The organism is Rhodococcus yunnanensis NBRC 103083, assembly GCF_001895005.1.
Taxonomy (GTDB): Bacteria; Actinomycetota; Actinomycetes; order Mycobacteriales; family Mycobacteriaceae; genus Rhodococcoides; species Rhodococcoides yunnanense.
The window spans coordinates 45,989-59,068 of record NZ_BCXH01000015.1 but is presented as its reverse complement, the minus strand read 5'-3'; the positions used below and the strand labels follow the sequence as shown (position 1 = coordinate 59,068).

Sequence of the window (13,080 nt, the reverse complement as noted above, 5' to 3'; positions counted from 1 at the left end):
CCTCCGGCTCCAAGGTCACCGAGACGTCCCGCATGCTCCTCGGCTACCGTGTGCGCATGACGGAACCTCGGAAGCTGACGGACCGGATTCGACAGTCCGCGCGAGACAAAATCCAACGCGCCATCGGTGAAGTTCTGGACAAGCAGACAGCGCAGTTGGCCGAGCAGACCGGGGATCAGCAAGCGAAACTTCTGGACATCCTCGAACGCCAGCGTCGCGAGATCGACGACCTGCACGCGTTCATCCGAGGCCTCGAGATGCGGATGCGTCGGGACATTCCGTATGCGTCCGATGTCGAGGCGGCAGCGCAGAGCGCCGAGTTCGCCGAGGAAGTCATGCCGAAGGCTCCGACCTTCCTGCGTCCGCATGCCACTCTGCGTTTCGCGTTGGGTGAGGTCTCGGTTCCCGGCATGGCACTGGAATTCGGCGTCGCCAGCGGCACGACCCTCGAGATCATCGCGCAGGAATCGGCGTCGAACAAGGGAATCTCCATCGTCGCCGGATTCGACGTCTTCTCCGGTCTGCCCGAGACCTGGCGGACCGGCTTCCCGAAGGGACTGTTCGAGCAGGAGGGCGAGCCCACCGTGCCCGGTGCCGAGATCGTGCCCGGCCTGTTCGAGGAGTCGCTACCCGGATTCCTGAAGTCGCACACCGAGGACCTGGCGTTCCTGCATCTCGACGCCGACCTCTACTCGTCGACCGTCACCGTGCTCGACCTCGTCGCAGATCGACTGACGGTCGGCACGGTCATCGTGTTCGACGAGTATTTCAACTTCCCGGGCTGGCGGAACCACGAGTACCGCGCGTGGACCGAGTTCGTCGGGCGCACGGGAACCGAGTTCGACTACCTCGGTTACACCGCCGACAACGAGCAGGTCGTCGTACGAATCCGCACGGCGCCGACGCTGTAGCCGCGTCAGCTGTACAGACGCGTCCAGTTCTCCCGGCTGGTCAGCTCGGGCATCGCGGCGCGATAGGTGCCGGACACGCATTCGGTCTCGCTGCGCAGCCGACGCAGAGCAGTCAGACCACGCTTGAGCAGGGTGATCGCTGCAGCCTTGTCCCGTTTGCGGACTCGTACGCCTTCCTGTGAGCGGTCGGTCACGACGGCATGCGCGAACAGCGAGACATGCCACCAGTGCGCGTCGTCGGCAGAAATCGCCACCGGACCGGGGTGCACCCGCCCACGCCACTGGTTGAGGACGCGCTTGGCCAGGACAGCCCACTCGAGGCTCTTGTTGGGGTTCGGGCCTGCCGGGGTGATGAACATGTCGGACGGTCGCACGCCGGGCACCGCGTTGGCGTCGTAGCGCTTGGTCTCGTCGTATGCGGCGCGGTCGCGTCGAATCGCGGCGGCGGCATCCATTCCGCCGTCGATGAGCTTGCTCGGCCCGACGAGAAAATCCTCGATCGCCTTGATGAGCGTGAAGGCCATGCCGTACTGCATCGAGACGAGGTAGCGAAACAGGTCGGTGCTCAGCTGGCGCGCCAACTGTCTACCGTCGAGGCCGCCGTGCAGTGCAGCGGTGATCATTCCGTTGCGGAGATTGAAGTAGCGATGCCACTCGTCCCAGTCCTTCCACGCGAAATCGGCGTGCCAGACCGCCGCGCCGGGAAGCGTCACCGTCGCGAAGCCGTTCGCGCGCGCACGGTAGCCGTACTCGATGTCGTCCCACTGGAAGAACAGCGGAAGCGGGTAACCGATCTGCGAGACGATCTCCGACGGGATCAGGCACGACCACCAGCCGTTGTATCCAGCGTCGACGCGGATGTCCTGCTTCTTCTTCAGTGCGCTCTTGTCCGAGATCGCGTTCTTGACGTGCAAGCCTGCTTCGAGCTTCTGCAGGTTGGCGACCTCGGCGCCGACGTGGACGCGGTCCGGATGCAGCAGGTAGAGCATCTGGGCGCCGATGATGGCCGGCTCGACGGTCTTGTTGGCGAATGCGTTCATCCGGACGATCGCCTCGGGCTCGCAGAGGACGTCGTCGTCCATGAACACGACGTTGGCTGGATCGCCGCCCTCGCCCTGAACCTCGTACAGGCCACGCGTGAAACCACCTGCGCCGCCGAGATTGGGCTGGGTGATGTAGACGAGCTTGTCACCGAGCTCGGCCGCGACACGCTGGAACAGCGGCCGCGTCTGCACCTGGTCGGTGCCCTGGTCGACGACATAGACGTTGTCGACACCGAGCAGAGCGATCGGATCGTCGGCCATGGCAGCGACGGTGTTGGCGCAGTCGTCGGCCCGATTGAACGTGCAGATGACGACCGAGGTGGGGCGTAGCTTCTCCGGAGCGTCGACCGACCAGTCGGCGTCCTCCACGGTCAGCTCACCGGACGAGGTGGTGAAGCGGACGAACAACGCGCCGCCGTCGAGGAACTGGGAGACCTTCGCCGAGATCACCAGGCGACTGCTCGCGCTTTCGGTCGCGACGGTCGTGCTCGCAACGGTTCGCTTACGGCCCTTGAAGTCGGTGGCGACGACGTCGACGCGTCCCGAACCGGTGACGGTCGCTGCGAATCGGACCTCGGTGACGTCGGTCCAGCGCTGCCAGTAACTGGCCGGAAAACGCCCGAAATAACTGTTGGTCTCGACGACGGAACGCTTGGCGAGCTTCGCCGAGTACCGTGAGCGCTCGGCGTTTCCCTTCGAAACCGAGGTATACATATCCGCGCTGACCAGCGGAGATGGGCCGTCGAAGAGGAGACGCTGTGCAACTACGGTCTTGTTGACGACCGACGTAGTCGATTCGGGCTTCTCCATACCAGCGATTACCTTTCCAAGCTGTCGTGGACCGGTCCTAGGACCGTTCACGCGGACGGTGTCCAGGCTATCAACGGGACAATGGCGTCCCTCACCGCGTAGCGAGGCTCACAGACCAGCGAGCGCTGCAGCTTTCAGTTCGTCCTTACGCCGGCGGAGGACAAGCAGTCCCCTGGCCATCGCCAGGACGTCCGCGACAGCCACGCGACTGGGTTGTTCTCGATGAGACTCGGACAACTTGACCGGCAGCTCCAGGGGTCGAATGCCTGCAAGTTCCGCCGCGTAGTCGAGCTCTGTGGTGAAGAGAAAACCGGGCTCGACGAGGCTCGCGCACAAGGACCGCAGAAAGCTGCCCTCGACCAGGAACGTCCCCTGTGGATCTCTGGTTCTCGTTCCGAGTACGAGCCCGCGGAGAGTAGTGAAACCGAACGTCATCACGCCGCGCAGGATTCCCCTGTCCACTTCCGACTGGGCGTGAGCCTTGGAACCGATCAACAAAACCGGCATCGAACCCGTTCGGTCCAATACCGCGTCGGCTCCGTCCAGATCGTCGAAGCCGAACGGCAGATCATCGGCTGTCAGCAACACGTATTCTCCGCGTGACTGCGCAACTCCTGCTTTGAGCGCGTTGCCCATTCCTTTACCGCTGGTGAGAACACGAAGCTCGACGGACGGGTCGTCCCAGTCTCGCTCGAGTCGCTTGCCGATCACCGCGGTGTCGTCGGTGGACCCGTTTTCCACGACGATGATCTCGGCGGCCCGACCGGCCAATCGTGTGGCGAAGGCGGCCACCGTGGTTTCGAGAACAAGACCCGAGTTGTGGGCCGGGATGACAACCGACAGTTCCACGGTGTCTCGACCCGACGACGGATGCGGCGACACCACGTATGGCACCCTTTCGGTCGTCTTACTCGATCACCTTTACGAGCGGATACTACGCTGCACTCGGTGACCCGATCGGCACCGACCGACTTCGACAAGGGCGTTTCGTGAAATCCTTTCAGCCCACGCTGACCCGTGTGCTTCCTGCACTCGTCCTCGCAGTAACCGTGGCAGTCACCGCTTCGATCCCTCTCGGAACGAATCGCTGGTTCTACTACTGGGACGACAGTGCGGCTGCGTTCGCACCCGCCTGGCGCGTCATCGGCGAGCGCATCCTCGCTGGGTCGTGGCCGACGATGATTCCCCAGATGTGGGCGGGCGGAAATATCACCGCGGAGGCTCTGTACGGCACCTACAACCCCCTGCTTCTCGCCAATTCGGTTCTCATGGCATCGGTTCCGAATCTGGCCATCGGGATCACCCTTGTCAAGGTCCAGTTCCTGGCGATCCTCGCTGTCGGCACGTATGTACTGGCCAGACAGTTCGGCGCCACCAAGCCGATGGCCTTCGTCGCCGGCTACGCCATGCCATTCGCCTCGTACACACTCTATTTCGACGCGTCGAGCTGGGCGTCCGGCTTGTTCGCATTCGCGTTCATTCCACACGTCTGGTGGTCGACGAGGGCAGCCTCGGCGGGCCGTGTGAACCCGCTGGTGTCGATCGTGTTCGCCGCGCTGACACTGACGACGGGAAATCCCTATGGAGCCGTCGCAGTCGGCGTCGTCTACCTGGCGGTACTCGCAGAGTGCTGTGCGCGAAAAGACTTCCGACGAATATCCGGGCTCGTGTGGAGTGGCAGTGCGGCACTTCTTCTTTCGCTGATCGTCTACCTTCCGCTGGCCTTCACCACAGGAGTGTCGGTACGCACGCAGTCCGGAGTATCCAACGACGGAACACTGAGACCGGGGCTCTCCGATATCCTCGACGTCAGCGGCCCGACTCGACTACCCATGATCGACTCGTTCGGCGCCGAGTTCATGACGGTGCCACTGGGTTATTTGGCATGGTTCATCGTTCCGCTGATTCCGTGGATCAAGTGGAGGTCCCTGAAGACGCTGGCGACCTCTTCTGTGTCACTTCTCGTCTTCGGCGGCATCTACCTCGTCCTCGTGCTCGGCCCGTCGAATCTCTGGCTGTTCCGTTGGCCGGTGCGGCTTCTCGAATACGCCCAGTTACCCGTCATCGTTGCGGTGGCCGTAGCGATGAGCGCCGGGATGTACCGAGATCGAATACGGTTGCGCGTCGGCATCACCGCGGCTCTCCTGGCGGTTCAGTTCTATTCCGCATGGTCGAGCGTACCCGAGGACGTAGGATTCCACGCTGCGGCGCTTGCGGTCTGCTCGATTCTCGCTGCTGTCTCGTTGACACTGTGGCACAGAAACTCTCGTGCCTTCGTTGTGTCGCTGTCGATCGGCGTCGCCGCAATCCTTGCGCTTCAGACCAACGTGTGGTTTCTCGGAAACTACAACGTCACTCCGTGGCAATTTCCGAGGCAGCACGCGTTCATGGAGGATCGTTTCGACGACAGGTACGTAGGCAACACGTTCGCCATCGCCCACCCGGGCAATGTCTCTCCGGATGATCAGACGTCCCAGTGGGGTGACGTCGTATTCGGAAACATGTGGCAAGCAACAGGTGTCGATGCCGTGAACAGCTACGCCGGGATCAGTTACGCCGACTTCGTCGAAGCACTGTGCCTCAACTACTACGGCGGTGTCACGTGCCCCGACGCCGTGTCCCGGCTCGAGTCGACTGCGCCCGGCACCGACGTCCCCTGGATGGACGCACTACGACTGGAGACGATCATCGTCCAGAACAGCGGCCCGTACGGGGGTCGCGGCGCATTCGACACTCTCCCCCGAGCGGAGTGGGACGTCACGACGTCCAAGTTGACCACTGTGGCCAGAAGGGTGTCGCCGCTTCCCTGGCCCGAGGGTCGTCTGTCGGCTGCTGGTCCTGGCCTCACGATCACCGGTGACGTGGCCGAGACCGACACCCGCGAGACGGTCACCTACGACGGATCCGGGACCGCGACGTTCGCGTTGCTCGCCTGGCCGGGTTGGACGGCTACCGTCGACGGTGAGCCGATTCCTGTCGATGCCACGAGCGGCGGACTCCTCCAGGTCTCGCTCCCCGCAGGCAGCACGTCGGTCACGATCGAATACTCGCCACCGGGTAGCAAGATCGGCTACGGGCTCGCCGCCCTCGGACTCGCTCTTGCGTTGGCGCAGGGATCGATCGTCGCTATCGGTAAGCGGCGCTCCTCAAGGAAGACCGACGCCCACTGACTCCGCAGCTTGGCTGGCCTCGTGGACCACACGGTGCGCGGGCAGAATCGATCGGCGTTCGGCATCGAGATCCGCAGTGCCAGCCAACAGATCGAGGTACCGATCGAGTTGAGCTGCGAGCGGCTCTTCGCTGTAGCGGATCGTCGGAATCTCGATGATCGTCTGCTGCTGGTAACCATCTCGGTCGTTGGGGACCGAATCGGCGATATGTCGGTAGACAGTGATGTCACGACGAAGGAGATCGATCTCGATCAATCTCTCCGCCTCGAGCAAAGACAGCTGCCGAATCTTGCGTTGACTGACCCTGCTGGCGGAGATGTTCGCTACCGCCCCCGAATCGAATCGGAGCACCGCATCCGCCGAATCCTCGGCCGAATTGGATCGTGAACTGTCGTGAAAATAGCCGAATTGCCCAGTCACACTGGACAATTCCTGCCCCACGAAACCGATCGCCAAGTCCACGTCATGGATGAGGAGATCGGTTGCGACGCCGGTCGCAATTCTGGACACGAAAGGCGAGTGCCGTATTCCGGTCACCTGCCACACGTCACCGATGAACTCCCGCGCGGTCCTGACCGCGGGATTGAAACGCTCCAGCAATCCACACATCAACGGAATTCCCGATGCCTCGGCCGTTCGGACGAGATCGACGCTCTGCTCATAGGTTGCAGCCAATGGCTTTTCGACCAGAACGGCCTTACCGAGCGCCAATACGCGTGAGGCGATGGCGTAGTGCACTTGAGTAGCGGCCGCGATCACGACCGCATCGATGCCGGACAAGTCGTCGAAATCGGCGGCCCACTCACAGCCGAAGCGCTCCGCCACGGCTCTGCCCTGCTCTTCGCGAGGCTCGATCAGCAATGCCAACTCACACCGGGCGGACTGCGAGATCACACGCGCATGAATCGAACCCATCTGACCCGAACCGATAAGAGCGACTCTGGGAACTGCACTGTTCACTGCCCCATCACCTTTCGGACCGAGGAGACAATGGTATCGACGTCTTCGACCGAAAGACGCGCGTGCACAGGGATACTGAGGCATCGACTCGCGACGGACGTGGCCACCGGGGTCTCCTCGACGACCACCCGCGGATGATCCCTGTAGCAGTCGTAGTCGTACGCCGTTCGGGGGTAGTAGATTCCCGATCCGACCCCTTCCGCGGTCAACCTCGATGCCAACTCGTCGCGGCCGAACGGCGCATCCTCGTCCAGGAGAACCGTGAACTGATGCCACACGTGGCCGCGACCGGACAACTGCTGAGGCAACACAAGACCCGTCACGTCCTTCAGACCGGTGAGCAGCATGTCGGCGTTGCGCCGTCGCTGCTCGACCTGCTGCAGATAAGTATTCAGCTGAGGAAGACCCAGGCTCGCTTGAAGATCGGTCATTCGGTAATTGCGGCCCACCATCTCGTACTCGTACCGCGCGCGCATTCCCTGGTTGCGCAGAACTCGTAACTTGTCGGCCTTGTTCGCGTCAGATGTGGTGATCATGCCGCCTTCGGCGGTGGTCAGGTTCTTCGTCGCATAGAACGAGAAGCATCCCGTACCGAAAGTTCCCGCGCCCCTGCCGTCGAACGTCGCCCCGTGAGCCTGTGCAGCATCCTCGACGACCGCAAGGTCGTGTCGTTGGGCAATGGGAACGAGAGCGCCCATGTCTGCCGTCTGACCGTAGAGGTGGACGGGCAGAAGCACCCTCGTCCGGGAACCGATCCGCGACTCGACCGAGTTCGGGTCGAGATTGAAGTCGCTCTCGGAGATGTCACCGAAACGGACAGTTGCACCGGCGTCGAGAATGGCGTTGAGTGTGGCGACAAACGTGAAAGGACTGGTCAGAACCTCGTCGCCCGGCTCGAGGTCCTGGATCTCCAATGCGGCGACCAACGCCGTGGTCCCGTTGTTCACCGCTACCGCATGGGAAGCACCGACGAGCTCGGCGAACCGTTCCTCGAAGCGTTTCACCTTGGGACCCTGCGCGACTATCCCCGAACGAAGAGTATCGAGCACCTCTCGTTCTACGTCCGCACCGAACTCGACGCTGGATATAGCTATCACTGCAGATCCCCTCGGCCAACCTGTTCACGACACGACACAATCCCGGCGTCGTAGTTCAATGAACGACCATATCGCCCCGAACCGGGCCGCCTGCGCAAACCGGGCCGCCGGTACCGTAGTTTTTCACACCCCACAGTCGCCTGACTATCCCAGGAGCCATGATCGCGTGCCTGACACCTACTCGTCCGGACAGCACTGCACCGTGCACCCCAGCGCCGTCATCGGCCCACACGTCACCCTCGGTGACAACGTGACCGTAGGGCCCTTCGCCGTGATAACGGGATCCACAGAGGTCGGCGACGACTGCTGGATCGGCCCTCACACCGTCATCGGAACTCCACCGGAAATTCTCGGGGTAGAGCACTTTCGCGAGTACGACACCCCTGGCGGCGAGTTCGGCGTATCCATCGGCAGAGGCACGACCCTGCGGGAGTACACCACGGTGCATGCGGGCAGCGAGCGGACCACGACCATCGGTGCCGACTGCTTCATCATGAACAGGACATCCGTAGAGCACGACTGCCAACTGGGTGACGGGACGATCACCGCTGCGGGGACAGTCCTCGCGGGTCACGTATCCGTCGGCCCAGGATGCAATTTCGGCGTCGGGAGCGCTGTCCATCAACGACGGGTCGTCGGGGCCGGTGCGATGGTCGGCATGGGCGCCGTCGTGACGAAGGATGTGCCGCCGTTTTCCACAGTCGTGGGCAATCCTGCACATCTACATGGTGCCAACTCGGTGGGAATGGGACGAAAGGGATACTCGGAATTCGACATCCAGTACGTTTCCGCAGCGTACGCAGCTCACGAACTACCTGCCGCCGACGGTGTGAGTGTCGATGCATCGGCGGCGTTCGACTGGTGGAAAACCCTGGCGCAGAAACCATTGCTTCGATGAAACGCGTGCTGATGGCGGGTGAGGGCCTCACAAGTTGATACCGTCGACATGCCATGTCTGACCTCGAGAACCCCTCCGAAGAGATCGCCGATCGCCCGTCGACCGGTCGCCGAGTCCTCGGTTCGGTCGTACGAGTCGGCGTCGCTGTCGCCATCGGAGTTGCGATCGTGGTCGCCGTCAGATCCCAATGGTCCGAGGTCTCTGGGACCCTGAGCAGCCTCAGCGTGTGGTCGCTCGTTCTCTCCGGAGTATTCGTTTTCCTCGGTATGGGTGCTGCAGTGCGAGCATGGCAGCATGCGCTCGGTTCGCTGCACTATCCGATTCCGGCGTTCGACGCAGCCCGCGCATACCTCGTTGGACAACTGGGAAAATATCTCCCGGGAAGCGTGTGGGCCTTCATTCTCCAAGCGGAATTGGTCCGACGCGCGGGCGTCTCCCGGGCTGCGGCATTCACAGCCGTCCTCGTGACGGTCGGGCTGAGCACGACGTCTGCTCTGGTGGTCGGCCTGCTGGGGCTGCCGGCTTTGTTCGACATCAGCACGGCAGCGGCAGTGATCGTCATTGCACTGGTACCGATTGCACTCGTGTGCGCCTACCCGCCGGTGCTGACAAAACTGGTGAACATCGCCTTGAAGGTGTTGCGGAGAGCCCCACTGAAGGTTCCACTGACGTCACGCAAGATCGGGCTCGCCCTGTGCTGGTGCGGTCTCAGTTGGGTGCTGTACGGCATCCACCTGTGGATTCTCGCCTCGAGTTCGATCGGTTTTCACATCGGCGGCCTGGCGCAGTACATCGGCGCCATGGCTCTCGGGATGTTCGCGAGCGTCCTCGTTGTCGTCGCCCCGTCCGGTATCGGAGTCAGGGAAGCAGTGGTCGTTGCGGCACTGTCGCCGTTCATGGATACCGGCGTCGCACTCGGTCTCGCACTCGCATCCCGCCTGATATTCACCCTGTGCGAAGTATTCGCCGGCATCGTCGCGGCGGCTGCCGGATCACGAGTACTGCGAAACACATTGGTCCACGAACACTCCCGCGTCGACGCACGGACCTGACTGCACCAGGCAGTTGCCACACGACCTCACCGGCCCAACCAGTTCTGTCCCGGTGACGTGCTAGCGTTCCGTCGACTTCGGGGGGAGCATCGATGGAAATGCGTACACGGCTCATGGTGCTGGCAGCCAGTCTCGTGGCCTTCAACGCGGCGCTGTGGTCGATACCCAAAATCGCGCCCGAGGCGCCCGGCAGGTGGGAGGGCGTGCAGCCGGCGGCGCCACCCACCGCGTCGGCGTCCACCACGCCACCACCGCCCCTGCCCGCGGACTTCCCGTCGATGGAACGGCCGCCGCCCACAATCGCCGTTCCCGAAGGGCAGCCTCAACCGATCGCGACGAAATTCGGCCTGACGTACGACATACCGGCAGACTGGGAGAATTGGTACGACGGCGTAGCAGGGTGGAATTTGACCGACGGTTCATCGGTCACCTACGGAGCTATCGGGTACTACGACCGCACCGAGTGCCACGACGGCGAGTACTCGGCACTCGCCATGACGGGAATGAGCGGGCGCCGAACCGGTGATCTCGACGTGATTGCCCGAGCGGAAGTCGAGAAGACCGCGTCGATCTATTCGCACGACACAGGATCGGAAAGGCCTTCTGTGACCATCGATGGGCCGATCGCATTCTCGATCGAGGGCCGTCCGGCCGTCCGCTATCGCGCGATCATCGAAGACATTCCATTGGACGAAGAGTCGTGCACCCCGCCGGAGGCGACGTTCGATGTCGTGACCACTCCGGGATACGCAACGGCAGAGGTCGCGCTCTTTGCAATTCGCGCTGATCGTGGTGTGGACAACGCACTGCCCGACGCCGAAATCGATGGCGTCATCTCGTCGATCAGAAGGAGTTGACGTGCAAGAACAATTCTGTGGTCGACCCTCTGAAATTGTCGGACTGGATGTACTCGCCGATCGAATCGATCAGGCCACGGTCTCGCGCTCGCATCCCGCCTGATATTCACCCTGTGCGAAGTATTCGCCGGCATCGTCGCGGCGGCTGCCGGATCACGAGTACTGCGAAACACATTGGTCCACGAACACTCCCGCGTCGACGCACGGACCTGACTGCACCAGGCAGTTGCCACACGACCTCACCGGCCCAACCAGTTCTGTCCCGGTGACGTGCTAGCGTTCCGTCGACTTCGGGGGGAGCATCGATGGAAATGCGTACACGGCTCATGGTGCTGGCAGCCAGTCTCGTGGCCTTCAACGCGGCACTGTGGTCGATACCCAAAATCGCGCCCGAGGCGCCCGGCAGGTGGGAGGGCGTGCAGCCGGCGGCGCCACCCACAGCCTCAGCGTCCACCACGCCTCCACCGCCCCTGCCCGCGGACTTCCCGTCGATGGAACGGCCGCCCAAGATCTCGGTCGCGGATGGCGAGCCACAGCCGATCGCGACCAAGTACGGATTGACGTACGAGATCCCTCCCGGGTGGCAGAATCGAGATTCTGCAGTGGCGGGCTGGGATAGCAACGGCGAAACACTGGCGATCTACGGTTCGCTGGGCTACTACGGCAGAACCGATTGCGCCGAAAACGGTGAGCACACCGAGCTTGCATGGACGGGCGTGACCGGCCGCCGAGACACAGACCTCGATGCCTCCGCGCTCGAAGAAATCGAGAAAGCTCGCCGAATCTATTCGAACGCCGATGAGTCGGCCAGCCCGACGGTGACCATCAGCGGCCCCAAGCAGATCACCATCGACGACCGCCCGGCAGTTCGGTACACAGCCGTTGTGGAGCAAATACCTGACGCCGAGAAGGAGTGCGTTTCCAGCACTGCAACCATGGATGTCGTCACCACCCCTGGTTACGCGTCGGCAGAAACTGCATTGTTCGTCGTATTCGCCGACCGCGGCAAGGAGAATGCGCTGACCGACTCGGACATCGACCAAATCCTCTCCACGATCCGAAAGAGCTGACGCGATCGAAGGATTCCCTCTCCAAGCGGAACCTGTTCCGACGCACGGGTGTCTCCCGGGCCGCGGAATTCACAGATGTTCTCGCCGGCATCGTCGCGGCGACTACCGGATCACGGGTGCTGCTAAACACAGTGGTCCACGAACATTCGCGTATCGAAGCCGGGCGTGACTGCAGTACGTCAAGCGACGACGGATTCCGTACGCGCATAGGTGCTTTCAGTGGCATCCTTCTGCGGACGCCACCACTGCTCGTTCTCGCGGTACCAATCCACGGTGGCTTTCAGTCCGCTACCGAAGTCCTGGTAGGTCGGTGCCCAGCCGAGTTCGGTGCGAAGTTTGGTGGAGTCGATTGCGTAGCGCAGGTCGTGGCCGGGGCGGTCGGTGACGAAGTCGAAGGCGTCGGGCGCCTGGCCGGTCTCCTGCAGGATCGTCTCGAGGACCTCGCGGTTGTTCTTCTCACCGTCGGCACCGATGAGGTAGGTCTCGCCGAGTGCGCCCTTGTCGATGATGGTCCAGACCGCGCTGTTGTGGTCATCGACGTGAATCCAGTCGCGGACGTTCTGGCCCGCTCCGTAGAGCTTCGGGCGCAGCCCGCTCAGAACGTTGGTGATCTGCCGCGGAATGAACTTCTCCACGTGTTGGTACGGACCGTAGTTGTTGGAGCAGTTCGAGATCGTGGCGCGGACGCCGAAGCTGCGTGCCCATGCGCGAACCAACAGATCGCTCGACGCCTTGGTCGAGGAATACGGGCTCGACGGATTGTAGGGGGTGTTCTCGGTGAACCTGGCCGGGTCGTCGAGTTCGAGATCGCCGTAAACCTCGTCGGTGGAGATGTGGTGATAGCGCACGTCGTGCTCGCGGACCGCCTGGAGCAGTGTGGTGGTGCCGATGACATTGGTGTGCACGAACGGCCAGGGGTCGGCGAGGCTGTTGTCGTTGTGCGACTCGGCGGCGAAATGGACGACGAGATCCGACTGTGCGACGAGTGAATCGACGAGGTCCTTGTCGGCGACGTCGCCTTCGACGAAGTCGATCTTGTCCGCTACCGGACCGAGGGACGCCTTGTTGCCCGCGTAGGTCAACTTGTCCAGGACAGTGACCTCCACGTCGGGCCGCTGCGCCACGGTCAAATGGACGAAATTCGCACCGATGAATCCGGCGCCCCCGGTCACGAGCAGTTTCATGGGAACGACCTTACCGGCCCGACCAGTT

At 62.6% G+C, this 13,080-nt stretch carries 11 protein-coding genes; 6 read left to right on the top strand and 5 right to left on the bottom strand.

The annotated features are described in order from the left end of the window. Positions 1–56: 56 nt before the first annotated feature. Positions 57–911, top strand: a complete 855-nt coding sequence (locus RY1_RS21290) for a TylF/MycF/NovP-related O-methyltransferase (protein ID WP_072806142.1) — start codon at positions 57–59, stop codon at positions 909–911. 5 nt (positions 912–916) lie between these two features. Here RY1_RS21290 and RY1_RS21285 read toward each other — a convergent pair whose 3' ends face one another. Beyond that, a complete protein-coding gene (locus RY1_RS21285; protein ID WP_072806049.1) occupies positions 917–2,764 on the bottom strand; it encodes a glycosyltransferase in 1,848 nt (615 codons plus the stop codon). Positions 2,765–2,872: 108 nt separating this feature from the next. Beyond that, positions 2,873–3,649, bottom strand: a complete 777-nt coding sequence (locus RY1_RS21280) for a glycosyltransferase family 2 protein (RefSeq protein ID WP_245819833.1) — start codon at positions 3,647–3,649, stop codon at positions 2,873–2,875. Between the two features lie 104 nt (positions 3,650–3,753). On the opposite strand from RY1_RS21280, the gene RY1_RS21275 reads away from it, so the two are divergent. After that, positions 3,754–5,934 (top strand): YfhO family protein, encoded by a 2,181-nt coding sequence (locus tag RY1_RS21275; protein ID WP_072806141.1) that lies wholly within the window; start codon positions 3,754–3,756, stop codon positions 5,932–5,934. Here the strand turns inward: RY1_RS21275 and RY1_RS21270 are convergent. Together RY1_RS21270 and RY1_RS21265 are read right to left on the bottom strand one after the other, a co-directional pair. After that, the gene (locus RY1_RS21270; protein ID WP_072806047.1) at positions 5,911–6,894 is read right to left on the bottom strand and encodes a Gfo/Idh/MocA family protein; all 984 of its coding nucleotides are present in this window, start codon (positions 6,892–6,894) and stop codon (positions 5,911–5,913) included. The genes RY1_RS21275 and RY1_RS21270 overlap by 24 nt on opposite strands. After that, positions 6,891–7,991 carry a DegT/DnrJ/EryC1/StrS family aminotransferase gene (locus RY1_RS21265; protein ID WP_072806046.1) on the bottom strand — a complete coding sequence of 367 codons (1,101 nt, stop codon included), beginning with the start codon at positions 7,989–7,991 and terminating at the stop codon, positions 6,891–6,893. The genes RY1_RS21270 and RY1_RS21265 overlap by 4 nt, the downstream gene beginning before the upstream one ends. Positions 7,992–8,157: 166 nt before the next feature. Here RY1_RS21265 and RY1_RS30880 point away from each other — a divergent pair, with 166 nt between their 5' ends. The 4 genes from RY1_RS30880 to RY1_RS21245 all read left to right on the top strand — a co-directional run bounded on the left by RY1_RS30880 (position 8,158) and on the right by RY1_RS21245 (position 11,868). Then, positions 8,158–8,889 carry an acyl-ACP--UDP-N- acetylglucosamine O-acyltransferase gene (locus RY1_RS30880; protein WP_072806045.1) on the top strand — a complete coding sequence of 244 codons (732 nt, stop codon included), beginning with the start codon at positions 8,158–8,160 and terminating at the stop codon, positions 8,887–8,889. 53 nt (positions 8,890–8,942) lie between these two features. Beyond that, entirely contained in the window at positions 8,943–9,941 is a 999-nt protein-coding gene (locus RY1_RS21255) for a lysylphosphatidylglycerol synthase transmembrane domain-containing protein (protein ID WP_072806044.1), read from the top strand. A gap of 92 nt (positions 9,942–10,033) precedes the next feature. Further along, a complete protein-coding gene (locus tag RY1_RS21250) occupies positions 10,034–10,798 on the top strand; it encodes a DUF8017 domain-containing protein (RefSeq protein ID WP_174565444.1) in 765 nt (254 codons plus the stop codon). Positions 10,799–11,103: 305 nt separating this feature from the next. After that, entirely contained in the window at positions 11,104–11,868 is a 765-nt protein-coding gene (locus RY1_RS21245) for a DUF8017 domain-containing protein (protein WP_174565443.1), read from the top strand. 179 nt (positions 11,869–12,047) lie between these two features. Here the strand turns inward: RY1_RS21245 and rfbB are convergent, their stop codons facing one another. Then, a complete protein-coding gene (gene rfbB, locus RY1_RS21240; protein WP_072806043.1) occupies positions 12,048–13,052 on the bottom strand; it encodes a dTDP-glucose 4,6-dehydratase in 1,005 nt (334 codons plus the stop codon). Positions 13,053–13,080 lie beyond the last annotated feature (28 nt).

Excerpts from the sequence above, each read along its gene's own strand:
- rfbB (WP_072806043.1), bottom strand. The coding sequence starts at position 13,052 with ATGAAACTGCTCGTGACCGGGGGCGCCGGATTCATCGGTGCGAATTTC.
- RY1_RS21250 (WP_174565444.1), top strand. The coding sequence starts at position 10,034 with ATGGAAATGCGTACACGGCTCATGGTGCTGGCAGCCAGTCTCGTGGCC.
- RY1_RS21285 (WP_072806049.1), bottom strand. The coding sequence starts at position 2,764 with ATGGAGAAGCCCGAATCGACTACGTCGGTCGTCAACAAGACCGTAGTT.
- RY1_RS21255 (WP_072806044.1), top strand. The coding sequence starts at position 8,943 with ATGTCTGACCTCGAGAACCCCTCCGAAGAGATCGCCGATCGCCCGTCG.
- RY1_RS21245 (WP_174565443.1), top strand. The coding sequence starts at position 11,104 with ATGGAAATGCGTACACGGCTCATGGTGCTGGCAGCCAGTCTCGTGGCC.
- RY1_RS21290 (WP_072806142.1), top strand. The coding sequence starts at position 57 with ATGACGGAACCTCGGAAGCTGACGGACCGGATTCGACAGTCCGCGCGA.